General features: G+C 70.6%; 19 protein-coding genes. 6 read left to right on the forward strand and 13 right to left on the reverse strand.

What is annotated here, in order from left to right; all coding sequences use genetic code 11:
- Positions 1–8 precede the first annotated feature (8 nt).
- From ACFYW8_RS15535 to ACFYW8_RS15555, 5 genes are all read right to left on the reverse strand, one after another.
- The gene (locus tag ACFYW8_RS15535) at positions 9–770 is read right to left on the reverse strand and encodes a hypothetical protein (protein ID WP_365877880.1); all 762 of its coding nucleotides are present in this window, start codon (positions 768–770) and stop codon (positions 9–11) included.
- Positions 771–787: 17 nt separating this feature from the next.
- Positions 788–1,978 carry a hypothetical protein gene (locus ACFYW8_RS15540; RefSeq protein WP_389073754.1) on the reverse strand — a complete coding sequence of 397 codons (1,191 nt, stop codon included), beginning with the start codon at positions 1,976–1,978 and terminating at the stop codon, positions 788–790.
- A gap of 114 nt (positions 1,979–2,092) precedes the next feature.
- A complete protein-coding gene (locus ACFYW8_RS15545) occupies positions 2,093–2,557 on the reverse strand; it encodes a hypothetical protein (RefSeq protein WP_365877876.1) in 465 nt (154 codons plus the stop codon).
- The gene (locus ACFYW8_RS15550; protein WP_365877874.1) at positions 2,544–3,506 is read right to left on the reverse strand and encodes a serine/threonine-protein kinase; all 963 of its coding nucleotides are present in this window, start codon (positions 3,504–3,506) and stop codon (positions 2,544–2,546) included. Before ACFYW8_RS15550 ends, ACFYW8_RS15545 begins: the two co-directional genes overlap by 14 nt.
- A gap of 246 nt (positions 3,507–3,752) precedes the next feature.
- Positions 3,753–5,591, reverse strand: a complete 1,839-nt coding sequence (locus ACFYW8_RS15555; RefSeq protein ID WP_389073763.1) for a phosphoenolpyruvate carboxykinase (GTP) — start codon at positions 5,589–5,591, stop codon at positions 3,753–3,755.
- Between the two features lie 322 nt (positions 5,592–5,913).
- Here ACFYW8_RS15555 and ACFYW8_RS15560 point away from each other — a divergent pair, with 322 nt between their 5' ends.
- From ACFYW8_RS15560 to ACFYW8_RS15575, 4 genes are all read left to right on the forward strand, one after another.
- Complete coding sequence (locus ACFYW8_RS15560; RefSeq protein ID WP_355847522.1) at positions 5,914–6,627, forward strand: hemolysin III family protein; 714 nt, start codon at positions 5,914–5,916, stop codon at positions 6,625–6,627.
- 186 nt (positions 6,628–6,813) lie between these two features.
- Positions 6,814–8,379: an MFS transporter gene (locus tag ACFYW8_RS15565; RefSeq protein ID WP_389073769.1), complete on the forward strand. Its 1,566-nt coding sequence runs from the start codon at positions 6,814–6,816 to the stop codon at positions 8,377–8,379.
- A gap of 5 nt (positions 8,380–8,384) precedes the next feature.
- Entirely contained in the window at positions 8,385–9,047 is a 663-nt protein-coding gene (locus ACFYW8_RS15570) for a TetR family transcriptional regulator (protein ID WP_365877867.1), read from the forward strand.
- 4 nt (positions 9,048–9,051) lie between these two features.
- Positions 9,052–9,777: a Mut7-C RNAse domain-containing protein gene (locus ACFYW8_RS15575; RefSeq protein WP_389073775.1), complete on the forward strand. Its 726-nt coding sequence runs from the start codon at positions 9,052–9,054 to the stop codon at positions 9,775–9,777.
- A gap of 151 nt (positions 9,778–9,928) precedes the next feature.
- Here the strand turns inward: ACFYW8_RS15575 and ACFYW8_RS15580 are convergent, their stop codons facing one another.
- From ACFYW8_RS15580 to ACFYW8_RS15605, 6 genes are all read right to left on the reverse strand, one after another.
- Positions 9,929–12,193, reverse strand: coding sequence for a galactose oxidase-like domain-containing protein (locus ACFYW8_RS15580; RefSeq protein WP_389074034.1), 2,265 nt, complete (start codon positions 12,191–12,193; stop codon positions 9,929–9,931).
- A gap of 143 nt (positions 12,194–12,336) precedes the next feature.
- A complete protein-coding gene (locus tag ACFYW8_RS15585) occupies positions 12,337–13,542 on the reverse strand; it encodes a glycosyltransferase family 2 protein (RefSeq protein ID WP_365877863.1) in 1,206 nt (401 codons plus the stop codon).
- The gene (locus ACFYW8_RS15590; protein ID WP_389073781.1) at positions 13,539–15,215 is read right to left on the reverse strand and encodes an ArnT family glycosyltransferase; all 1,677 of its coding nucleotides are present in this window, start codon (positions 15,213–15,215) and stop codon (positions 13,539–13,541) included. The genes ACFYW8_RS15585 and ACFYW8_RS15590 overlap by 4 nt, the downstream gene beginning before the upstream one ends.
- Complete coding sequence (locus ACFYW8_RS15595) at positions 15,212–16,474, reverse strand: glycosyltransferase (protein ID WP_389073786.1); 1,263 nt, start codon at positions 16,472–16,474, stop codon at positions 15,212–15,214. The genes ACFYW8_RS15590 and ACFYW8_RS15595 overlap by 4 nt, the downstream gene beginning before the upstream one ends.
- A gap of 184 nt (positions 16,475–16,658) precedes the next feature.
- The gene (locus tag ACFYW8_RS15600; RefSeq protein WP_389073791.1) at positions 16,659–18,695 is read right to left on the reverse strand and encodes a thioredoxin domain-containing protein; all 2,037 of its coding nucleotides are present in this window, start codon (positions 18,693–18,695) and stop codon (positions 16,659–16,661) included.
- A complete protein-coding gene (locus ACFYW8_RS15605; protein ID WP_389073796.1) occupies positions 18,676–19,260 on the reverse strand; it encodes an ArsR/SmtB family transcription factor in 585 nt (194 codons plus the stop codon). Before ACFYW8_RS15605 ends, ACFYW8_RS15600 begins: the two co-directional genes overlap by 20 nt.
- A gap of 114 nt (positions 19,261–19,374) precedes the next feature.
- On the opposite strand from ACFYW8_RS15605, the gene ACFYW8_RS15610 reads away from it, so the two are divergent.
- Both ACFYW8_RS15610 and ACFYW8_RS15615 read left to right on the forward strand, forming a co-directional pair.
- Positions 19,375–19,818 carry a hypothetical protein gene (locus tag ACFYW8_RS15610; RefSeq protein WP_389073799.1) on the forward strand — a complete coding sequence of 148 codons (444 nt, stop codon included), beginning with the start codon at positions 19,375–19,377 and terminating at the stop codon, positions 19,816–19,818.
- Between the two features lie 78 nt (positions 19,819–19,896).
- Positions 19,897–23,091 carry a tetratricopeptide repeat protein gene (locus ACFYW8_RS15615; RefSeq protein ID WP_389073802.1) on the forward strand — a complete coding sequence of 1,065 codons (3,195 nt, stop codon included), beginning with the start codon at positions 19,897–19,899 and terminating at the stop codon, positions 23,089–23,091.
- Between the two features lie 119 nt (positions 23,092–23,210).
- Here ACFYW8_RS15615 and ACFYW8_RS15620 read toward each other — a convergent pair whose 3' ends face one another.
- A complete protein-coding gene (locus ACFYW8_RS15620; protein WP_389073807.1) occupies positions 23,211–23,471 on the reverse strand; it encodes a hypothetical protein in 261 nt (86 codons plus the stop codon).
- Positions 23,464–24,345: a mycothiol conjugate amidase Mca gene (gene mca / locus ACFYW8_RS15625; protein WP_365877840.1), complete on the reverse strand. Its 882-nt coding sequence runs from the start codon at positions 24,343–24,345 to the stop codon at positions 23,464–23,466. Before mca ends, ACFYW8_RS15620 begins: the two co-directional genes overlap by 8 nt.
- Positions 24,346–24,444: the final 99 nt, after the last annotated feature.

The following is a 24,444-nucleotide window of genomic DNA, read 5'->3' on the forward strand; positions in this document are numbered from 1 at the left end:
GTCGTCGGTCACGATTCCCAGGCCGGGCGCTGCGTCTTGAACTGGCTGAAGATCTTCTCGAAGACCTCGTCACCCGCGCCCTTCTGTTCGGCGTTGGCACTGGCGGACATCATCTGGAGCAGCTCGCGGAACGGGAATCCCTGCAACCGGGCGTTGAACTTCGGGGCGAACGACTGGAGCACCTGCTCACCCCGGTCCGTGATGCCTCCGACGCCGATCGCGTACAGCCGGAAGCGGCGGGCACGTTGTTCGTCGGCGAGCACCGGGATCAACCGGTGCCAGGAATCGGTGAGATGCCCCGTCGCGTCGGTCGGCAGCCCGTCGGTGACCAGGCAGATCTGCGGCCGGTAGTACTGGAGTCCGGAGGCGCGCAGCTCGGCCTTGCGGGCGGCGACGATGTGCATCGACAGTTCGAGGGCTTCGGTCATCAGGGTGACCCCGGCGGCGGCGAGTCGCGGCGGCTGGAACATGTGGGCGGGCACGAAGGGGCTCACCGGGGCGCGCGGGGCGAGGAGTTGGGGCCCGCGCCAGGCCGCGACGCCGTTGCCGCCGAAGGTGACCACGGCGACCTCGACGCTGTAGCTGAGGCTGACGTCGTCGTGCAGTTCCCGGGTCCACTCCGCGAGCGCGTTGTTGAGCGTCTGGATGGGCTGACCCGCCATGGAGCTGGAGATGTCGAGACAGAGCACGAGCGGCAGCCGCTGCGCGTTGTTCTCGAACTCGATGTCGGCGTACTCCGCCGGCAGGGTGGGCGGGTAGTCGCTGTGCATGGGGATCTCTCCTGGTCTCAGGGCCGGCCGGCTTTGGCGTGCCGTCCGGCCGTCGGCGGGAAGGCGTAGAGGACGTCGGAGTCCCGCTCCCCCGCCTCGGTGACATCGACGAGTCCGCCGGGCGCGGGCGGTGGGCGGCCCGGCTCGGCCCACACCGCCCGGTACAGCACGTGGTCGATCTCGACGTAGCCCTGCGGGTGCAGTTCGGTGCGGACGACGGCGGGCCGGGCGGGGCCCGGTACGTTGCCGACCCGCCGTCCGTGGCTGCGGGTTGTCGGTGTGACCCGGAGCCGGGTGGTGGCCTCGTCGGGGGCCCGGGTGCGCGGGCGGGGCGCCGCGGCGGCCGGCACGGCGCCGACGCCCGGCACGGCGAGCGATCGCCGGGACAGGGTGCCGACGGCGACGGCGCGGGCGGAACGGCGGATCAGGAAGAGGAGCAGGCCGAGGAGGAGGACGAGCACGGCGCAGAGGACGGCGAGCACCTGGGTGGCGGTGTCCCAGCCGGAACCGGCGCCCGCGTCGGAACCGGCGTCGGATCCCGGGCCGAGGTTGCCGGGGACACCGGCGTTCCCGGTCTCCTGCCCCTGTCCTTGCCCCTGTCCCTGTCCCTGTCCCTGTCCTTGTCCCTGCCCTTGGCTCGCCTTGCCGGAGTCGGTCTCGGTGGGGGTCGAGGTGGCGGACGGCTCGCCCGGGGTGCCGTCGACGCCGTACGCGTGCCGGGACAGGTCGACGGCCATGCCCAGGTCGACGAACTCACCGCCGCTCAGCGACTCGCCCTTGCCGAGCCGGGCGCACGGGTCCTTCTCGTTCCCGGGGTCGCAGGCACCGAGGGCGGCCAGCTCGTCCACGGCCTGCCGGGGCAGCGGGTCTATCGTGGCGTCCCTCGCGACGAGCCTGGCCCTCCGGTCCGCCAGCACGAGGAGTGCCGTTCCGCCCCGTCCGGTGTGGACGCCCTTCGGTACCTCGACCACGAGTCTCGCGCGCCCGCCCAACAGGGCCTTCTCGAAGTCCTTGTGGCTCTCGGCGCTGCCGTCGAACAGCAGCGGCCGGTCGAGGGTGACGTGAACCGTCCCCTCACCGATCGACCGCGACCAGCACTTGAGGTGTTCCCCGAAAGTCGCGCCGCACGACCCGGCGACCGCCCGCGCCGCCGGAGCGAGCACGACCAGGAGTCCGCACAGCATGAAGAAGGAAAGCCGACGCCGCATGAAGACCCCCCGTGGCCCTAAGAAACACCCCCGTGGCCGTGAAAGGCACTCGCCCATAGTGGCGGAAAACGGCGGGCGCCCGAAAGGGTTTGAGGAACACGGCGGGCATCACTTCTACAACTCGAACACCTGATGGCATCGGGTGAACATTTGTCTCGCCCGCTCCACCCAATCACTGGCCAAAGCATCGAAATCTGTTTGCGTGATACGACAGGTCAGGGGAAGGTCGCACACTCCCGCGAGACAGGGACGCGGTCCCCGCACGTCCCAGACGGACAGCATGGGGTGCAGTTGTTCGGTATTCCACGCGTTCGACGCGGCCGCGGCGACGGCCAGTTGGTCCTGGCGCAGGAAATGCCCGTCGGTCGCGAAAGCGACCAGCAGCCTCTTGGTCGTCATGAATCGCACGGTTACCGTGCGGCCTGTTTCCTCGAGGTCGAATCGCATGGAGACGGAAACGGTGTCGGTGGCCGTGTGGAAATTCCGTCTGGTCACCCAGTTCTGCACCAACCGCCGCCAGTGCGTGCCGATTTCGAGGATCTCGTGACCGCGGCCGGGAAAGGACTCAGGCGTCGCCACGGCCCACCGCCTCGGCGACCATCGCGTCGGTCAGCCCGGCGTCGAGCAGCGCCTGGGCGTGCGACAGCAGACAGGAGGGTACGGACACGCTGGTGCTCTCCTTGCGGCGCTTCATCAGATCCCGGGTGCGCACCTTGATGCTGTGGGCCACCGTGGGCGGCGGCCAGACGGCCTGCCGGGGCTCCTCCTCCAGCAACCCCGCGAGGAGTTCCTCCAGCCGGGGCCGGTCCTCGGGCCGCTTCGCCAGACAGCGCGCGACCAGCTCCCGCATCGGCCCCGCCAAGCCGTCGAGTTCGGGCTCGGCGAGGACGACCCGGTAGCGCACCGCCTCTCCGCTGCCGTGCGGCGGCCGTCCGGTGAGCGCGTACACGAGAACCCCGCCGAGGGAGAAGACATCGCTCGGCGGGCCCACCGCGGCCCCCTTGATCTGCTCGGGCGACATGAAGGGCGGGGTGCCGACGACGACGCCGACCTGGGTGAGGCCCGGGGCGCCGTCCACCCGGGAGATCCCGAAGTCGATGACGCGCGGCCCGTCGGAGGCGAGGAGCACGTTCGCCGGTTTGAGGTCCCGGTGCACGACGCGGGCCGCGTGGATGGCCTGGAGCGCCTCGACCAGGCCCGCGCCGAGCCGTCGTACCTGCGGCTCGGGCAGCGGGCCGTCGGTCTGGACCGCCTCGGCGAGCGAGGGGCCGGGCACGTACAGCGTGGCCAGCCAGGGGAGTTCGGCCTCGGTGTCGGCGTCGACGACGGCGGCGGTGTACGCGCCGCTGACCACGCGTGCCGCCGCGACCTCGCGCGCGAAGCGCTCCCGGAACTCGCTCTCCGCGGCCAGTTCGGGCCGCACCACCTTCACCGCGACCTCGCGCCCGGCGGGCGAGCGGCCGAGGTACACCCATCCCATGCCACCGGAGCCGAGCCGGCCCACGATGCGGTACGGACCGATCTTCATGGGGTCACTGACAGGCGTACGCACCCCGCCCACCTCATTTCGGGGTCCACGGCTGGATGTCAGGAGTGTCCCCCGAAATCGGCGCTTTTTCAGCCGTTCCGGCACGGGCGGGGCGCAGTGGACGAAAAAAGCCGGGGCTCCGCGCGGCTGTGCGCGAAGCCCCGGCGGGGTGCTGTCACCGCGGCCGACCGCGGCAACGGTCGCAGGTCAGGGCAACTCGGGTCGGCCGCGGAGTCACGGGGGGCGTCAGCCCAGGCGCTGCACCAGGGCGCGGTACTCGTCCCACAGCTCCGTCGGCGTGTGCTCGCCGAAGGTGTTGAGGTGCTCGGGGACCAGGGCGGCCTCCTCGCGCCAGACCTCCTTGTCGACCGTGAGCAGGAAGTCGAGGTCGGCGTCGGCCAGTTCGAGACCGTCGGTGTCGAGGGCCTCGCGGGTCGGCAGGATGCCGATCGGGGTCTCGACGCCCTCGGCCTTGCCGTCGAGGCGCTCGACGATCCACTTCAGGACACGGCTGTTCTCGCCGAAGCCGGGCCACACGAACTTGCCCGCGTCGTTCTTGCGGAACCAGTTCACGTAGTAGATCTTCGGGAGCTTCGCCTGGTCCTTGTCCTTGGCGACGTCGACCCAGTGGCCCATGTAGTCGCCCATGTTGTAGCCGCAGAACGGCAGCATGGCGAAGGGGTCGCGGCGCAGCTCGCCGACCTTGCCCTCGGCGGCGGCGGTCTTCTCGGAGGCGACGTTCGCGCCGAGGAAGACACCGTGGTTCCAGTCGAAGGACTCCGTCACCAGCGGCACGGCCGAGGCGCGGCGGCCGCCGAAGAGGATCGCCGAGATCGGCACGCCCTTGGGGTCCTCCCACTCGGGCGCGATGATCGGGCACTGCGCGGCGGGCGTCGTGAAGCGGGCGTTGGGGTGCGCGGCGGGCGTGGCGGACTCCGGCGTCCAGTCGTTGCCCTTCCAGTCGGTCAGGTGTGCCGGAGTCTCCTCCGTCATGCCCTCCCACCAGATGTCGTTGTCGTCGGTGAGCGCGACGTTGGTGAAGACGGAGTTGCCCCACAGCGTCTTCATCGCGTTGGCGTTGGTGTGCTCACCGGTACCGGGGGCGACACCGAAGAAGCCGGCCTCGGGGTTGATCGCGTACAGCTGGCCGTCCTCGCCGAAGCGCATCCAGGCGATGTCGTCACCGATGGTCTCGACCGTCCAGCCGGAGATCGTGGGCTCCAGCATGGCGAGGTTGGTCTTGCCGCAGGCGCTCGGGAAGGCGGCGGCGACGTACTTCGACTCGCCGTGCGGCGGGGTCAGCTTGAGGATCAGCATGTGCTCGGCGAGCCAGCCCTCGTCGCGCGCCATCACGGACGCTATGCGCAGGGCGTAGCACTTCTTGCCGAGCAGCGCGTTGCCGCCGTAGCCGGAGCCGTACGACCAGATCTCGCGGGTCTCGGGGAAGTGCGAGATGTACTTCGTGGAGTTGCAGGGCCACGGCACGTCCGCCTCGCCCTCGGCCAGCGGCGCTCCGAGCGTGTGCACTGCACGCACGAAGAATCCGTCGGTGCCGAGTTCGTCCAGGACGGGCTGTCCCATGCGGGTCATGGTGCGCATGGACACGGCGACGTAGGCGGAGTCGGTGATCTCGACGCCGATCGCGGAGAGGTCCGAGCCGAGGGGGCCCATGCAGAACGGGACGACGTACATCGTCCGGCCCCGCATCGAGCCGCGGAAGACGCCCTGCTCACCGGAGAAGCTGTTTCCTTCTCCGGTAAAGATGGCCCGCATCTCGGCGGGGGCCTTCCAGTGGTTGGTCGGGCCCGCGTCCTCCTCCTTCTCGGAGCAGATGAACGTCCGGTCCTCGACCCGCGCGACATCGGTCGGGTCGGAAGCGGCGTAGTAGGAGTTGGGGCGCTTGATCGGGTCGAGCTTCTTGAAGGTGCCCTTGCGGACGAGCTCCTCGCTCAGTCGCTCGTACTCGGCCTCGGATCCGTCACACCAGACCACACTGTCCGGCTCGGTCAGTTCGGCGATCTCGTTGACCCACGAGATCAGTTCTTTGTGGTTGGTCGGGACGGGAGCCGCGATGTCGCGCGCCACGATTGCTCCTAAATGAGGGGTTTGTTGTCATGCCCCATGGGGGCTGCGACCCGGATGCGTCACGGTGATGGAACCCCTCGCGCTCATCCGGTGCCGACCGCACTCATTTGATGATCCGACCGAGTCGCGCATATGTCCAGAGGGCCTCACACCTGAGCGGAGTGAGGATCGCCACTCGCCGGAGGGTTTCCCCCCGCTCGCCCCGGGTTCACCGCGAGTACCCCGACGACACCCGCCGACCGCGTGAGATCATGGCCACTATTGCGGTTCGCTTACGCTGGATTGACACGTAACTTACGGTTCCGTAGGTACGATTCGCCCCATGACTGCGCCCGTCCCCGACGCGCCCACGGACACGCCGGCCGCCGGCCACGTCTCCGTCGCGCACTCCCTGTCGGAAGAGATCAAGCCCAAGCTCCGCGGCTGGCTACACCTCGGCATGTTCCCGGCCGCCCTCGTCTCCGGACTGGTCCTCACCGCCCTGGCGGACTCGACCCGCGGCCGTATCGCCTGCGGAGTCTTCGCCCTGACGGCCTGCCTTCTGTTCGGGGTGAGCGCCCTCTACCACCGCGGCGACTGGAGTCCGCGGATGGACGGCATCCTGCGCAGACTCGACCACGCGAACATCTTCCTGATCATCGCGGGCACCTACACCCCGCTGACGATGCTGCTGCTGCCGGAGGCCAAGGGGCAGTGGCTCCTGTGGAGCATCTGGGCCGCCGCGGCGGCGGGCATCGTCTTCCGGGTCTTCTGGGTCGGCGCGCCACGCTGGCTCTACACGCCCTGCTACATCGCGATGGGCTGGGCGGCCGTCTTCTTCCTTCCCGACTTCATGCGCACGGGCGGCATCGCCGTCCTCGTCCTGGTCATCGTCGGCGGCCTGCTCTACAGCGCGGGCGGCGTGATCTACGGAATCAAGCGGCCCAACCCGTCACCGCGCTGGTTCGGATTCCACGAGGTCTTCCACTCCCTGACCCTCGCCGCGTTCATCGTGCACTACGTCGGCATCTCGCTGGTGGCCTACCAGCACGGCTGACCGTCCCTCCCGACTCGACTCCCCCTTCTGCAGTGGCCGCGGCTTCCGAGCCGCGGCCACTGCGCGTTTCCGGCCGCCATGCGTTCGGCGCGACGACACCCCCTCCCTCGCGACGACACGCGCTCCCCCTAGCTGAAAGCCTCACTTGATTGACTGTAACCATCTTTTGAGAGTTACTCTCATTTCATGGTGACTCTCACGCAAGACAGCGCCGTTCGGCGCGACCCCCGCCGTTGGTGGGCCCTCGGGGCCCTGGTCGCGAGCATGCTCGTGCTCGGCTTCGACATGACGATCCTGAACGTGGCGCTGCCGACGATGGCCCGGGACCTCGGCGCGTCCACCGGTCAGCAGCAGTGGATGGCGGACGCCTACGTCGTCGTCTTCGCCTCGCTGATGCTCCCGGCCGGCCTGCTCGGCGACCGCTTCGGACGGCGCCGGATGCTCATCACGGGCCTCGGCGTCTTCCTCGCCGGCTCACTGGCCGGCTCCCTCGTCGACGACGTCACCTGGGTGATCGTCGCCCGGGCCCTGATGGGTGTCGGCGGCGCGCTGGTGATGCCGCTCGCGCTCGCCGTGCTGCCCTCGCTGTTCGGACCCGACGAGCGCACCAAGGCGGTCGGGGCCGTCGCCGCCGCCTCGGCCCTCGGCCTGCCGCTCGGCCCGATCATCGGCGGCTGGCTGCTGAACCACTTCTGGTGGGGTTCGGTCTTCCTGGTCAACGTGCCGATGGCCGCCATCGGCATCACCGCCTGCGTCTTCCTGCTCCCCGAGACCCGGGACCCCGCCTCGCCCAGGGTCGACGCCGTCTCCACCGGGCTCACCGCGGTCGGCCTCAGCGTCCTGGTCTACGGCATCATCAAGGCCCCGGCCCGCGGCTGGGGCGACCCGCTCGTCCTCGGCTGCTTCGCCCTCTCCGTCGTCCTGATCGCGCTGCTCGTCGTCCGCGAACGCCGCAGTCCCCGCCCGATGCTGGATCTCTCCCTGCTCGGCCGGCGCGGCTTCCTGCTCAACACGCTCGCCGCGACGCTCGTCATGTTCGTCCTGTCCGGCCTGATGTTCGTGCTGCCGCAGTACCTCCAGGCGGTGCTCGGCCACGACGCGCTCGCGACCGGGGTGCGGATGCTGCCGATGATGGGCGGACTGCTGATCGCCTCCCGGGGAGCGCAGCCGCTGGTCACCCGCTTCGGGGCGCGCGCGGTGATCAGCGCGGGTCTCGTCCTCCTCGCCTTCGCCGCGTTCCTGGGCAGCCGTACGAGCGTCCACGACGGGTACGGCGCCACCGCCCTGTGGCTGTCCGTCACCGGGCTCGGCTTCGGCTTCGCCGTGGTGCCCGCGATGTCCACCGCCCTCGGCGCCCTCCCCGGCGACCGGGCCGGCAGCGGCTCCGGGCTGCTGATGACGGTGCGCCAGGTGGGCAGCGCGATCGGTATCGCCCTGCTCGGCTCCCTGCTGGCGACCACGTACACCGACCGGCTCGACACCTCCGCGCTGCCGCGTGCCGCCGCCGAGGTCGCCGGCGACTCGGTGGTCGGCGCCCACGTGGTCGCCGACCGGCTCGGCGACCCCGCGCTCGCCGCCTCCGCGAACGCCGCGTACATCCACGGCATGGACCTGGTCCTGCTCGTCAGCGGGGTCGCGGCGCTGGTCACCGCGCTGCTGGCGGCGGCCCTGCTGCCCGGCCCCCGACAGCCCGCCCCGGCGCCGAAGGAGGACACCGCCATGGCCCCGGCCCCGGCGGATGCCGGACAATAGGACCCATGGCCGCCACCGCACAGAGTTCCCCTCCCGCCGCGGAGCCCCAGCCGGGGCTCCGCGAGCGGAAGAAGATCAAGACCCGCATCGCGATCCGCGAGGCGACGTACCGGCTGATCGCGGAACAGGGATACGACGCGACGACGATCGAGCAGATCGCGGAGGCGGCCGAGGTCTCCCCGTCCACGGTGTTCCGCTACTTCCCGACCAAGGAGGACATCGTCCTCACGGACGAGTACGACCCGCTGCTGGAACAGGAACTGCGCGAGCGCCCCGCGGACGAGCCGTGGTTCGAGTCCCTGCGCCATGTGATCAGGAAGGCCATCGGTGTCAGCAGCTCCGAGGACCCCGAGATCACCCGGCTCCGGACGCGCCTGATGGTCGAGGTCCCCGCGGTGCGTTCCCGGATGATGGAGAGCATGTCCGTCACCGGGCGGCTGCTGAGCCGGGCCATCGGCGAGCGCTCCGGCCGGGACCCGGACAGCCTGGAGGTCCGGGTCTTCGCGATGTCCCTGATCGGCGGTCTCGTGGAGACCTCCCTGTACTGGGCCGAGACCGGCCAGGGGGACGACTTCGCCGACCTCGTCGAGCGCGCCGTGAACGTCATGGAGCACGGTCTGCCGCCGCGAAACCCGGAGGCCGGGGGCACACCCCGCATGACATCCTGACCGCGTGAACGGACCGGAGATCCACATCGAATTCGCCCCCGAACTGGGGCTGTTCGTCCCGCACGCCCGCCGCGCCGGAGTCACCCCCGTCGGCACCGACGGCTCCTCCACCCTCGGTCATGTCGTCGAGTCGCTCGGCGTCCCGCTGACGGAGGTCGGCGCCCTGGTCGTGGACGGGCGCGAGGTGCCCTTCTCGCACATCCCGGTGGCGGACGAATCCGTGCGGGTCCGCGCGGTCGAACGCCCGCAGCGGGTCCCGGGCGCCCCGCTCCGCTTCCTCCTCGACGTGCACCTCGGCACCCTCGCCCGCCGGATGCGCCTGCTCGGCGTCGACACGGCGTACGAGTCCACCGACATCGGCGACCCCGCTCTCGCCGCCCGTTCGGCGGCCGAGCGGCGGGTGCTCCTCAGCCGCGACCGCGGCCTGCTGCGGCGCCGCGAGCTGTGGGCGGGCGGCTTCGTCTACAGCACCCAGCCCGACGACCAACTCCGTGACATCCTTGGCCGGTTCGCGCCCGAGCTGAAGCCCTGGACGCGCTGCACCGCGTGCAACGGCCTGCTCCGCGAGGCCACCAAGGAGCAGGTCGCGGACCAGTTGGAGAGCGGCACCGAGCGGTCGTACGACGTCTTCGCACAGTGCGCCGAGTGCGGGCGCGCCTACTGGAGGGGCGCGCACCACGACCGGCTGGAGACCGTCGTGGAGCGCGCCCTGGCGGAGTTCGGCGGCTGAGAATCCGGTGGTCGCGACGTCCGGCGGCTGATTCCGGAGGCCGGCGGGTCGCCGTCGGACGGCTGACGAGTCGCCGTCGGACGGCTGACAGGTCGGAGTCGGACGGCTGACAGATCAGGCCCGGACGGTGTCCGGGCCCGACCGCGTCGGCCTAACGCCTGATCAGATCCTTCGCCCCGCAGGCCAGTCCGTCCCCGCTGGGGTCGAGCCCGAGGGGATCGTCCTCGCCGTTGATCCTGAGGCGCCCGTAGTCGTTCTTCTTCAGCCACGCGCAGCGGGAGACCGCCGTCTTCTTCACCCCGTCCGGGAAGACCGTCGGCACGCAGACGTTGATCGTGCCGTAGTGGCGGTCGCAGCCGGAGATGGTGGTGGACACCTTCTGCGAGGTCCGCTTCTTTCCCGGCTCCGTGACAGTGCCCGTCAGGGAGTCGGCGAAGGAGTGGACGTGCGCCGAGGCGGTGTCGGTGGCGAGCGCTGACGGGCCCTGGAGATGCACCCACTTGGCCACCGAGGGAACGCCGTTGGCGTCCACGGCGAAGAGCATGTACCAGCCGGGCGGCGCCATATTGGGGTTGCTCGTCACATTGAGGTCGACGTTGTTGCCGTCCACGCTCAGCGGCAGGTCCACGAACCGCTGGTTGGGATCGGACGAGTGCGTCACCGCGGCGGGCCGGATCAACTCCGCCTTCACGATGGGCCGGTCGACCGTGATGCGCTGGGTGTCCCCGTACACCCACTCGTTGTCGATCACCGAAGTGATCGCCGGGCGCGCGCCCTTGAGGAGGTACGGCGGGGTGTAGACGGACACGTCGTGGTTCCAGGTGCCGTTGCCCGGGTTGTCGCCGGTGGCCATCACCCGGCCGTCGGGCAGCAGGAACGCCGAGGAGTGGTAGCCGCGGGCCTCCGGGTCGGCGGCCACCGGGTCGAAGGTGGTGGTCGCGGGGTCGAAGATCGACGCCTCGTAGACCGGGTTGGCGCGGTTGTGCAGTCCGCCGCCCGTCTCCAGGACCTTGCCGTCGGGCAGCAGGACGGCGGAGACGTACATCTTGCCCTGGGCGCCGGTCTCGGCCACCTTGCCGTTGCCGAGGTCCACCGTGCCCTGCGGGATCTGCGGGCCCACCGTGTAGGCCGGGCTGGCGGCCTTGAGATCGATGATGTCGGTGAGCCGGCCCGCGTCCGGGTTCGAGTCGATGTTGCCGCCGCCGACGGTCAGGACCTTCTGGTCCTGCGCGGGAGGCAGCAGCACGCTCGCGGACTGGTCGCGCTGGTCCTTGTTCTGCAGGCCGGGGACCGCGGTCGTGGTGTTGGCGTCGTAGTCGTAGACCGCCGAGCCGGTGCCCGGGGTGCCGTTGCCGAAGACATGGCTGCCCGAGTAGAAGAGCCGGCCGTCCTGCATCAGGATCATCGACGGGTACAGACCCCAGAACGACCACGTCTGGTTGACCTGCCACAGCGGCAGCCACTGCTGCTGGGCGTTCGAGAAGCGCTCCGCGGTCACCGAACCGGACGAGTCCTCGCGCAGCCCGCCGAACGAGATGATGTCGCCGTTGCCCAGCTCGGTGGCGGACGGATACCAGTGGCCGTCGTTCAGGTCGTTCGTCTTGCTGTACGTCTCGGTGACCGGGTCGAAGATGTACGAGTCCTTGTACCCCTCGTACCCGTGCCCGCCCGCGACCGGGAAGGCCTTGTTGCCGCTCATCACCAGCACCCGCCCGTCGGCGAGCTGGACGTGCCCGGCGCAGAACATGTCCTTGGGCGTGGGGATCACCTTGTACGAGCCGGTCGCCGGGTCGTACACCGCCGACGTGAACGTGCCGGCGTCGAAGTTCTCCTCGCTGTTCCCGGAGCCCGCGATCAGCAGCACCTTGCCGTTGTTGAGCACGACGGAGTGCATGGAACGGACCGGGTTCTGGGTGGGCAGGACCGTCCACTTCCCGTTCGCGCACTCGTCGGCCGTGCCCGTACAGGTGGCCGGCGGAACGGGATCGGAGACCTGTTCCATCGTGTAGTCGTCGGTGGTCGCCGAACCCGTGCCGTACACCGAGACGCCCCAGGTGATGCGGTCTGTGCCCGCCGGGACGGCCGGGGTGCGCACCGTCGCCTGCGTCCAGGCCGCCGCCATGTCCAGGGTCTTGAGGTCGGTCCAGTACTGCCAGCCCGCCGTCGTGTCGTGCCGGAACAGCGTGATCGCCGCGTCGGGGGTCGTCGTCTTGTAGTACAGCCCGAGGTCGTACTGCTTGCCCGCGGTGACCACCGGCGCGCACGCGGTGGACTCGGTGATCAGCGCCTTGCGGTCGCCGTCGACCCGGCGGGTCACCGTGACCTTCATGGCCTTGGAGCCGGAATGGGCGTCGGTCACGGTCGCGAAGCTGAAGTCGTTGTCGCCCCAGCCGGACTTCTCCCAGCAGGACGGCATGCCGTCCGTACCGGCGGTCTCGAAGCCCGGGTTCGTGACGAGGTTGACGGCGGACGCGGGCTGCGGTGACACGAGCAGCAGCCCGGCGGCGAGGCCCGTCACGGCCAGCAGGGTGGTTCTCCGTCGTGGTCTCACCCGGAATTTCACCTGATACTCCTCGCTGTGCGGCTCTCGCGCCCGCTCCGGCTGCCGCGACGCGGCAGATAGACCAGCGCCTCGGTCCCCGCGAAGCGCAGAACGAACGTCGTCACCAGGGCCAGTGCCGTGGCGGACAGGGCCCCCATGCCGAACCGGTGGACGAAGAACGCGATCAGCGGGATGCGCAGCACCAGATCGGCGTTGGCGAGCAGCGCGAACCGGCCCGTCCGGTCCCACCGGCCCCGGTGCTTGCGGCGCTCGCGGAACAGCAGATGCTCGATGAGCAGGAAGTTCCAGGCCACGCCGAGCTGGTTGGCGAGGATCTCCGCCGGCAGGTAGTGCAGTCCGGCGGCCGTGAGCGCGTACAGGCCGAGCAGGTTCGGCACGAAGCCGGTGGCGCCGATCAGCCCGAAGACCACCATGCGGGCGACCGGTGAGGCGGTGCGCAGCCCGACGAGGTGGCGCAGGAACCTGAAGCCCTCCCGCGCGCTCGACTTGGACTCGCCCGCGAAGCGGTCCTGGAAGACGAAGGGCACCTCGGTGACCTGGCGGGGCCTGCTGCGCACGGCGAGTTCGAGCAGGATCTTGTAGCCGAGCGGCCGCAGGACCTCGGCGGTGACCGCGCTGCGGCGGATCGCGAAGAACCCGCTCATCGGGTCGCTGATGCCCCGCAGCCTGCGCGGGAACAGCGTCTTGGTCAGCCAGGTCGCGCCGCGCGACACCGCGATCCGGTAGCCGCCCGCGAGTCCCTCCCGGCTGCCGCCCTTGATGTACCGGCTGGCGACCACGAGGCCCGCGTTCGCGCGCTCTCCGGACGCGACCAACTCCGGTATCAGGGACGGCGGATGCTGGCAGTCGCCGTCCATGACGACGATCCACTGGGAGGTCGCCGCCTTCAGCCCCTCGACGACCGCGCCGCCGAGCCCGCCCTCGGGCACCTCGCGGTGCAGCAGGGTCACCGGGAACGGGCAGTCCCGCGCGACCTCGGAGATCACCTCGGGGGTGTCGTCCGTGGAGTCGTCCACGAAGACGACCTCGCAGGGCAGCCGGGCCGGCACGGACTCGGTTATCTGGTGCAGCAACTGCCGTATGTTCGCCGACTCGTTGAAGGTCGGTACGACGATGGTGACGGCACCGGGTTCCGGGACCTCGGCGCCGCGTACCGCCGGATCGCCCAGTTCGTCCGGGACAGTGCTCTCGAAGCTGCTCATCGACTGCCTCCGGAAAGGGCTGTGTTGGTGGTGTGGTCGGCGGCGCCGCCGTCGTCGATCCGCCGTATCTCGATGCGGTCCTCGCCCCTGCCGAAGGTGGCGACGGGAGTGGAGTGCTCGATCGCGGCCTTCACGTTGGGCAGGTCGACCGCGTCGCGCCGTACGGTCGGCGAGGCGACCACGTAGTCGATGTCCTTCCAGCCGCGCGGCATCGTCCTGGTGACCGCGGGGTCGAGATCGGCCTTGTAGAACCAGATGGCGCCGAGGCCCGGCCGGTAGCCGTCGTGCACGAGGTCGAGCCAGAGCGCGTCGTCGACCAGGACCCGGGTGTCCCGCGGGTCCTTCACCTCGGTTCTCAGCCACGAAGAGGCCGCCCGGTAGGGGGCGTTGGCATCGGCGGTCACGGCCGTGCGGTCACCGTCGTACCAGTGGGGCACGACATAGGCGCCGGCGGCCACCACCAGCACCGCGGCCAGCCCGCGCCGCCCCCATGTCACATACGTCCGCTCGCCGTCGGTCCGCCGTCTGCGCAGCACGGCGTGGGCGACGCTCGCGGTGCCTCCGGCGAGGACGAGGGCGAGGAAGGGGAGCGCCTGGATGACGTACATCGCGGGCAGGTAGCCGTTCGGGCGCATGGCCACCAGGGCGAGGATCGCCACGGTGAGCGCCGGTCCGGCCAGGGCGCGCGCGGTCACCGACCAGCGGAGGGTGACCAGGAGCAGCAGGGCGCCCGCGAGCCCGCCGAGCGGCAGGACCCGGTCGTAGTACAGCCAGGAGTGCAGCACCCCGTAGGAGCCGGAACCCCCCTCCAGGATGAAGCCGGAGCCGGGGCGGCTCATCTGGTAGGTGATGCCCTCCCAGAGCGAGACGTGTCCGCCGCCGGGGAGCAACTCGCCCTTGAGCAGGGCGAAGAGCGGGTACGCGGCGCCGATCAGCACACACGCGGTGACGGCGCCGGTGAGCGCGAACTTGCGGGTGTCGCGATGACTGTGCCGCCACATCGTGACGAACAGCGCGGGCAGGATGACGAGCATCGTCTCCTTGGTCAGCACGGCGGCGGCGGCCGCGAGGCCCGCGCCGAAGTGGTGCCACAGATGACGGCTCGGCGACGCGGCCAGGCAGAACGCGAGCAGAGTCCACATCACCGCGATGTTGTCGAGGAAGATCTCCCGCTGGAGCACGACCGAGAGCGGGGAGAGCCCGAAGAGGACCATCGCGAGGCCGGCCGCCCACCGCGGCAGCGACAGCCGGCGCGCGAGGACGTACAGCAGGACGGCGCTCACCGCGCTGACCACGAGCATCGCGGAACGCATCGAGCCGACCGTCATGAGCGAGGGACTGATGTGCGCGGGTATCCAGGTCAGCAGGGCTATCTGTATCCAGCCGAGCGGCGGGTGGTCGTACCAGTAGGTGTAGTGGGCGAGGCCCTTGCCCTGCTGGACGGCCCAGGCCTGGGCGAGGTAGGTGCCCTCGTCGTCGCTGAGGGTCGGGTAGGCGGCGATGTTCCAGCCCTGCACGACGAGGATCGCCGCGAGCAGGACCGCGCACAGGACCAGGTCGGAGCGCGAGCTGCGAAAGCGCGGGTCCGGAAGGGCCGGCGGGACGATTTTGGGCGCACGGGGCCGCTGCGCGGGGACCTTGGGTGTGGTCGCCGCGGGAAGGGTGGAGGTCACGCAGGAACGTCCTCTCGGATCACTTCGGTGAGATGCGCGCCGACATGACTGGTCAACTCCCAGTCTTTGCGGCCCCGTTGTTCGCGCCAGACGGCGCGCACGGCGGCACCCGCGAGCAGTACCTGATAGAAGGGACCGCCGACGACGAGCTTCAGGTAGTGCACGGGGCGGACCCGGAGCCCGTACTGCTTGCCGAAGTCGTGCAGTCCGACGAGCTCGAACACGAAGGTGACCAGAGCGGTCACGGCCGGCAGGAACGTGATGAAGGCGATCCCGACGGGCACGTCCAGGAAGAGCGCGACCGCGACGTTGAGCGGGATGATCACCCCGGAGACCGCCTGGAGATACGGCGTCATCAGCGTGTAGCGGGCGAGCAACCGCTGTCCGAAGCCCGGCAGTTGCTTCCAGTCGCCCTTGCGGTAGACCTGGAGGAAGCCCTGGTTCCACCGGGTGCGCTGCTTGAGCAGCGACATCAGGGAGCCGGGTGTCTCCTCCTTGGTCACCATGTCGGAGTCGTACGCGACGACGACCTTCTTGCCGACACTGGACAGCCGTACGCCCAGATCGCAGTCCTCGGCAAGGCAGTCGGGGTCCCAGCCGTCCGCTTCCCGCAGGACCGTCGTCCGCACGAAGACGGTGTTGCCGCCGAGCGGGATGAACCCCTTCTGCGCGTGCAGATGAAGGCGTGAGCGGAACCAGAAGAAGTACTCCAGGCAGTTGCGCAGGCTGTACCAGCTGGAGTGGAAGTTGATGAGCTGCACTCCGCCCTGGACCACGTCCGCCTCCGTCGTGCGGAACGCGTGGTCGACATGGGCGAGCAGCTCCGGATGGACCTGGTCCTCGGCGTCGAAGACCCCGACCACATCGCCGCGGCAGTGCGGCAGTGCCGTGTTCATGGCCTTCGGCTTGTTCTTCTTCTCGTGGTGGTCGACGACGACACGGACACGTGGATCGCGCGCCTCGGCACTCCGGGCCACCTCGGTGGTCTCCGGATCGTCGTGCCCCACGATGACGATGATCTCGAAGTCGGCGTGGCTGGATTCCAGCAGCCGCTGGATGGTGTGGTCGAGCACCGCCTGCTCGTGCCGCGCGGGCAGCAGCAGCGAGAAGGAGAGGCTCTCACCCCCGTCCGGACTGCTGAAGCGGGTGGAAGCGAGCACTTCGGGCGTACGCCACGCGTGCATCTGCCACCACAGGGTGAAGGCCGCCATCCAGAAGAGCGCCAGAGAAACGGCAGCGATGAAGACAGACGTGAGCAACAGATCCCCCCAGATCCCCAAAAACCCCCAGTCGCGACAATGCGTTACATCTGCCGCGACACCAGGCAGAGACTATGGGCGATCTGTGAAGCACACAGGTTCCTCCGGTGAAGAGCGTGTTTCATCACTCTCGGTCGACTTGCTGAACAATCGGCGCTCTATGGGCGTTTGAACCGGTTGGTAGTCACGCGTTTCGGCCGTTCAGAGCCGTGCGAAGCCGGTCGGGATCGGTCGTCGGGACGTCACACGCGAAGTTACGGCAGACGTACGCGGCCGGCTTGCCTTCCACCAGGGAGCGGCCGGAAAGCAGCGGCAGCTCGTCACTCTCCGGCGCACCCACCGCCACGACGGCACCCGGCGCGGTACCCAGAAGTGCCGCGCGCCGCAAGGCCGTTGTGGCCGGATCCTTCCCCTCCCCCACCACGGCGACCTCCCGGGGACCGTCGAGCAGCGCCTCGGCCACCGCGAGCCCCCACCCGATGAAACGGGGCGCCCTCGGCCCGAGCGCCTTCACCACGCCGAGCGCCCGCTCGGCGGCGGTGCGATGGGGCTCCGCTCCGGTCTGCGCGGCATACGAGAGCAGCGCTCCGGCCGCCGCGCTCCAGCCCGAGGGCGTGGCGTTGTCGGTGGGGTCCTGCGGGCGGCGGATCAACCGCTCGGCATCGGCCGCCGTGTCGTAGAGGGCGCCCGACTCGTCGTCCGTGAAATGCGCGAGGACATGGTCGAGCAGGAACCCGGCGAACTCCAGCCAGACCCCTTCCCCGGTCACGGACGTCAGCGCGAGGAAGCCCTCGGCGACATCCGCGTAGTCCTCCAGCACTCCCGCGTGGGCGCCGACCCGGCCGTCCTTGCTGGTACGGGTCAGCCGCGCCCGGTCGTCCATGTGCAGCCGCACGAGGAGGTCGGCGGCGCCGATCGCGGCCTCCACCAGATCGGGCCGGTCGAAGTAGGCGCCGGTCTCCGCGAGGGCGGCCACCGCGAGCCCGTTCCAGGCGGCGACCACCTTGTCGTCGCGCCCGGGGGCGGGCCGCCCGGCCCGCGCCGCGAGCAGCCGCTCCCGCACGGAGGCGAGCTTCTCGGCGCCGAAGACGCCTTCCTGCTGCGGGAGTTGCAACACGGACGCACCCTCTTCGAAGGTGCCCTCCTCGGTGACCCCGAAGTACCGGGCGGCGAGTTCGGCGTCCGCGTCCCCGAGCACCTCACGCAGTTGCCCGGGCGTCCACACGTAGTACGCGCCCTCGACGTGCCTGCCGGTGCCGTCGTCACTGTCGGCGTCGAGCGCGGAGGCGAACCCGCCCTCGTCGGTGCGCAGTTCGCGCACCAGGAAGTCCGCGGTCTCCAGAGCCACCCGCCGCGCGAGCTCGGACCCGGTGGAACGCCAGAGATGGGCGTAGACCCGGCAGAGGAGCGCGTTGTCATAGAGCATTTTTTCGAAGTGCGGGATCACCCACTCGCGGTCGACGGAGTACCGCGCGAAGCCGCCGCCGAGCTGGTCGTAGAGGCCACCGCGCGCCATCCGCTCACAGGTGTCGACGGCCATCTGGAGGGCGCCCTCGGAGCCGGTCCGCGCGTGGTGGCGCAGCAGGAACTCGATCACCATGGACGGCGGGAACTTGGGCGCCCCGCCGAATCCGCCGCGCGCTGCGTCGTAGTCCCGGGTGAGTCCGAGCAGCGCGGCGGCCAGCTCCTCCTCGCCCGGCACCTGGCTGTCCCCGAAGGTCAGCTCCCGCTCGGCGAGATCCCGCGTGATCTTCCCCGCGACCTCGGCGACCTCGTCCCGCCGGTCGGTCCAGGCGACGGCCACACCCTCCAGCACCTGCCGGAAGGACGCCATGCCGTGCCGCGGCTCGGGCGGGAAGTAGGTGCCGAAGTAGAAAGGCTCGGCGTCCGGCGTGAGGAACACGGTCATCGGCCAGCCGCCCTGCCCGGTCGCCGCCTGCACCGCCTCCATGTATACGGCGTCGACATCGGGCCGCTCCTCGCGGTCGACCTTGACGCTGACGAAGTGCTCGTTCAGATACGCGGCTGTCGCCTCGTCCTCGAAGGACTCGTGGGCCATGACATGACACCAGTGACAGCTGCTGTACCCGACGCTCAGCAGAACGGGCCGGTTGCTTCTGCGGGCCTCGTCGAAGGCCTCGGCCGACCACGGCCACCAGTCGACGGGGTTGTCGGCGTGCTGGAGCAGATACGGGGACGTCTCATGGGCCAGTCGGTTCACCCTGCCACTCTCCCACGGCGTCGGGGACGGCGTAGAAGCGCAGGTGCACCGGGCGTGCCCCTTCGGGGGCATCTTCACGAGGGTGGCCGTACCGGTCGAGGAGCGCCCGGTATTCACGTACGAAGTCCAGGAGTTCGTCCCTGGTCATCCAGTTGCCGGAGCGCTGGACCTGCGCCCACCCCTCGGGACCCGCGTACTCCTTGTGGGCCCGCAGGTACAGCCCGGTGTCCATCTCGATCTTCAGCCGTGCCACGCCCTCGGCGGCGGCGCGCTCCTCGGGTGTCATCGCGGCCGGATCGGGCGTGGTGTGACGGAACGGCAGCGCCCGCCACCAGCGTTCACGGCCGCCCGACCTCTCGGCGATCTCCTCGATGAGGTGCTGCTCAGCCAGCTTGCGCAGGTGGTAGCTGGTCGTGCCGGAACTCTCGCCGAGCTCCTTGGCGAGCACGGTCGAGTTCGCCTCGCCGTGCCGGCCGAGGTAGTCGAGGATGCGGCGCCGCAACGGGTTGCCGAGGGACTTGTACAGGGCGGTGCGTTCGAGGCTGGTCAGCTCGGGGTCGGGCATACGACCACGGTATCCCCGGCCCGCTCCCCCCTGCAGAACAAATTCTGCAGAATTTTCTTTGCAGAATTTCTTCTGCGGTCCTATCGTGGAGGCATGCGGACGAATCGTGCTGTCGTGCGAAGCAGGTGGGCTCTCGTGCTGCTCGGCGTCACCGCCGTGGCGCTCGTGCCCTGGATGGTGCTCCTCGTGCTTACGCTCCCCGCGAGCGCCGAGGTGCGGAACTGGCAAGTGGCCTGGGTGGGACTCGACGTGCTGATGGCGGCGGGCTGCGCGGCCACCGCCGTGCTGGGGCTGCGCGGCGACCAGCACGCCCGGCTGACCGCTTCGGCGACAGCCGCGGTCGCGGTGCTGGACGCCTGGTTCGACATAACCACCGCGCAGCCGGGCGCCCCTCTTGTCCAGGCCCTGGTCTGCGCGGCGGCGGAGGCCGCGCTCGCCTGCGCATGCATCTTCCTCGCCCTCTCCGCAGATCGGACCCCGCGCGAGGAGCCCGGCAGGCCCCGTGCCGCTGAAAGGACGGCCTCCGCACTGGTCGGCAGGCGCGATCCGCGGGATTGATCGACGGCCCTCTCGCGCTCGCGTCCTCCCCGAAGGACACTCATAGGCCAGGGAGTTGCTGCCGGAGGGGGATGTGACATGCGGGACAGCCATCGGGCGGAGGCCGAGGGGCTGTTGGTACGGGCCGTCGAGGAGGAGGTACGCCGGTCCGGAGGGCGCGTGGACAGGGGTGCGCTGCTGTCGCGGACGCGGGCCGCGCTCGACGCGATGACGGAGACGGCCGCCGAGGAGTACACGGCGTACACGCGGGCGCTGGACGAGTCGGAAGCGGGACGGCAGACCTTCGGGCAGCGGTTCGCGCGCGAGGGATCCGGAACTTCCCTTCTGGTGGCGGCGGTTGGTGCGCTCGCGGCCGTCGTCGCCGACCTGGCCCTCGGCACCGGCGCGGGCACGGCCGTCGGCGCCGGGGCGACGGTGGGCGTGGCGGGCGCGGCGGCGACCGTCCTCAAGGTGACGGCCTCACACGTGCCGGCCGCGAGCCGCCGGGCCGGAGCCCTGGGGCAGCCCGGCGGCCCCGAGCAGCTGCGTCTGCAATGGCTGACCGCTCTGGAGGTACGGGGCGTCCGCCCGTTCCTCGACCAGCAGCGGGTGCTCAACGCCTCCACCGGCGCCAAGAAGGGTGCGCCCCAGCTGCGGCGCACCGACAAGAGCGCGGCGGCCCGCCGGCGCAGCGTGCTGGAGCAGTCTTTCGGTCAGCTACCGGAACGGGAAGGCCCGTTCACCGGGCGCCGGGCCGAGCTGTCGCGGGTCGCGCAATGGGTGCACGCGGCCCGGGCGAGCACGGAGACGAGGCCGACGGTCGTGGTGCTGCACGGCGCGCCCGGCTCCGGCCGCAGCACGCTCGCGGTCCGGGCGGCGCACGCCCTCAAGGACCAGTTCCGCGGCGCGTGCGTGGTCGACCTGCGCGGCGACAGCCCGGACGACCCGCCGCTCACCACCCGCGACGCGCTCCTCCACCTGCTGAACCGGCTCGGCGCCCCGCGCGAACAGCTCCTCTTCCGCGAGCGCTCCTCGCAGGACCAGCAGGTCAGACGTCTGAGCGAGCTGTACCACCAGCATCTGACGGGCCTGCCCGTGACAATCGTGCTGGACGACGCGAGCGACGCCGAGCAGGTGCGCACCCTGGTCCCCGAGCGCTCGGAGAGCCTGGTCCTGGTCACCGCGCGAGGGCCGCTCGACCTGCCCGCCGACCTCCCCGCCTGGGTGCACCAGCTCCCCGTCGAGGCGCTGGACGCGGCGGGCTCCGAGGAGTTGCTGACCGCGGCGGCACAGGACGCGTCCGGTCCGTACGACGCCGAATCCACCGACCGGATACGGGAGTTGTGCGGGGGCCTGCCGCTGGCACTGCGCGTCGCCGGCTCCTCGCTCGGCCCGCGCACCCCGCGCGGGCTCGCCACCGACCTCGCGGCCTACGGCCCCGTGGGGCCCGTCGAGCGGGTGCTGTGGCTGCGCTACACGGACCAGTCGGAGATGGCACGCCGGCTGCTGCGACGGCTGGCCCTGGCCGGTCGCGCCTCGCTGGGCGCGGCGGCCGCGGCGTCCCTCCTCGCGACGGACGAACCCGAGGCCGTCCGTCATCTGACCGCCCTCTCCCGGGCGGGCCTGATCGACCATGTGCGCGGCAGCCGCTACCGCCTGCACGATCTCGTGCGGACCTTCGCCGCGGCCCGTCTCCTCGACGAGGAGGAACCGTCGGAGCGCACGGCGGCGCAGGAGCGCCTGATCGTGAACTACGCGGAACTCGCCGACTCGGTGATCCGGCTGGTGGACGGCAAGACGTCGACGCGCGCCGACCAGTTCGGGCCGCACGGCTTCACCTCCCTGGACGCCGCGCTGCGCTGGCTGGACGACGAGTCGAGCTTCATCACGGCGACGCTGCGGCACGCGGAGGGGGTGAACCAGGCGGCGGTGCTGAACCTGCTCGGCGCCCTGTGCGACTACTGCCTGCTGCGCGGTGACCTCTACCGGCTGGGCGAGATCAGCGAGCTGACCCAGGCGGTCGACCAGGGCCTCCTCGTCCGCTCGGTGCAGTGGCGTACGGGTATCGCGGCCCGCCAGCTGGGCGAGCTGGACAAGGCGCGGACGACCCTGGCGGCGGTGGTGGACCTCTATTTCGAGGCCCACCACGACGCTGGGGCGGCCAGGGCGCTCTGTTCCCTCGGCATCACGCTGCACCACCAGGGCAACCTCATCGAGGCGACGGCCAGGCTCCAGGAGGCCATGGACCTCCAGGCCGCACCCGAGCTGGCGGCCGACCGCGCCTGGACGATGCACGCGCTGGCGGCGGTGGAGCGCGACAGATCCCGGCTCGCCCGGGCCCTCGGCCTCCTCACCGAGGCCCTGGTCCTGCACCGCGAGAGCGGTTCGGTGCACGGCGAGGCCTGGGCCCACTTCCAGCTCGGCCAGCTGGGCCTGCGGATGGGCGACGTGCCGCGCGCCGAGCGTGAGCTGCGCGAGGCGCTCGACCTGTACGGCCGCACGCGCGACGCCCGTGGTGAGGCCTGGGCGCTCACCCAGCTGGCCCGCGCCCGGCTCGTCGATGGCGACCCGTCCTCCGCGGTCGACGGGCTGCGCCAGGCGGCCTCCCGGCACCGCGAGAACGAGGACGCGCGCGGCGAGGCCTGGACGGTCTACTACCTAGGCCAGGCTCTGGAGGAGACCGGCGACCTGAACCAGGCGGTGCGCGAGCTGGAGCGTTCCCGGACGATGTTCTCCCGGATGCGGGACGTCTACGGCCTGGCCTGCGCGCGCCACCACTCGGCCCGCGTGACCCGTGACCAGCGCGCCGCGCAGACGGGCTCGCTGCGGAACTCGGGCTTCGCCCGCCAGCTCCTCGTCGACGCCCGCGCGGACTTCCAGCGCATCGGGGTGGCGCACGGCGAGGCGTGGACCTGCCTGGAGCTCGCCGTCGTCGACGCGGGCAACGCCCGTACGCAGCAGGCGCTGACCCTGTGCGAGGAGGCCCTGGGCCTGTTCGCCTCGTACGGCGACCGTCGCGGGGAGGACTGGGCCCGCTTCCTGCGCTGCACCCTGCTCCCGTACGCGGCCCCGGGCGGTCATGAGGTGGGCGCGGCGGTGGCCCAGGAGGAGCTGGCAGAGCTCGCGCGCGCCGGCCACGCCACCCGGGACGGCGGGCTCGACGACTTCATCGAGGCGTACCAGCTGCTGCTGGAGCGGGGAGCGGACCTGGACGCCGGCTGGCAGGCCTGGCGTCTGGGCATGGTGCCGGGACGCCACGCACGCGACGTGATGGGCGTGACCGTGGTGACGTGAGAGGGGCCGAACTCCCGCAGGGCCCGGCACCCCACAGGGGCTGGAGCTCCCGCGGGGCTGGACCCTGCGCGAGGGGCTGGACACCTCCCGCAGGGGCCAGGCCTCCCGCAGGCGCCCGCTCAGCCCTTGGCGGGGCTGGGCTTCCCGCCGGCGGCGGAGCGGTCCGCGCCGCCCGAGCCCTCCGCCCCGTTCTCGGGGTCCTGCTCGAAGGTGACCTTGCCCATGTGGCGGTTCATGGACTTCATCAGGCCCCAGACGGCCAGGGCCATCACCGCGAAGACGATGAAGCCGAGGACGCCGGGGGTGACCTTGTTCTGGTCGACCTCCTTGGCGAGGGGGACGAGGTGCGTCAGTGCCAGGCTTGCGCTCATGTCAGGCATTGTCGCGGATGCCCGCAAAGAGGTCGTCCTCGGGGAGGGAGGTATCGACGAGGGACCTGGCGAGCTCGTACTCCTCGGTCGGCCAGACGTCCCGCTGGATGTCCATGGGGACCTTGAACCAGCCGCCGTCGGGGTCGATCTGCGTGGCGTGCGCGACGAGCGCCTTGTCACGGATCTCGAAGAAGTCCGCGCACGGAACGTGCGTGGTCAGCGTGCGCTCGGCGCGCTCGAACTCGCTCCAGCGCTTCAGCCAGTCCCCGTACGGCGACTCCAGGCCGCGGTCCAGGAGCGCGTGGTGCAGCGCCTCGGTGCGCGGACGGTTGAAGCCCTGGTTGTAGTAGAGCTTCCGCGGCTGGAACGCCGGTCCGAACTCGGACTCCGGGTACTTCTCGGTGTCCGTCGCGCCCTCGAACGCCACCATCGAGATCTTGTGGGTCATGATGTGGTCGGGGTGCGGGTAGCCACCGTTCTCGTCGTACGTGGTGATCACCTGCGGGCGGAACGAGCGGATCTGCTTGACCAGCTCGCCGGCCGCCTTGTCGAGGTCCTCCAGGGCGAAGCAGCCCTCGGGGAGCGGGGGCAGCGGGTCGCCCTCGGGCAGGCCCGAGTCCACGAAGCCGAGCCACTCCTGCTTGACGCCGAGGATCTCGCGGGCCTCGTCCATCTCCTTCTTGCGTACCTCGTGGATGTTCTCCTCGATGTACTTGTCGCCCTGAAGCTTGGGATTGAGGATGGAGCCGCGCTCCCCGCCCGTGCAGGTCACGACCAGCACGTCCACCCCCTCGGACACGTACTTCGCCATGGTGGCCGCGCCCTTGCTCGACTCGTCGTCGGGGTGGGCGTGAACGGCCATCAGTCGCAGCTGGTCAGTCAAGACTCAATCCTCGGTCGGTCGGCTGTCGCCTGAGTACGTCGGCTGTCGGCGCCCGGCGTGAATCAGCGCTTCGGGCGGCTTCTATAGTGACGGAATCGG

The organism is Streptomyces sp. NPDC002742 (assembly GCF_042888885.1).
Lineage (GTDB): Bacteria > Actinomycetota > Actinomycetes > Streptomycetales > Streptomycetaceae > Streptomyces.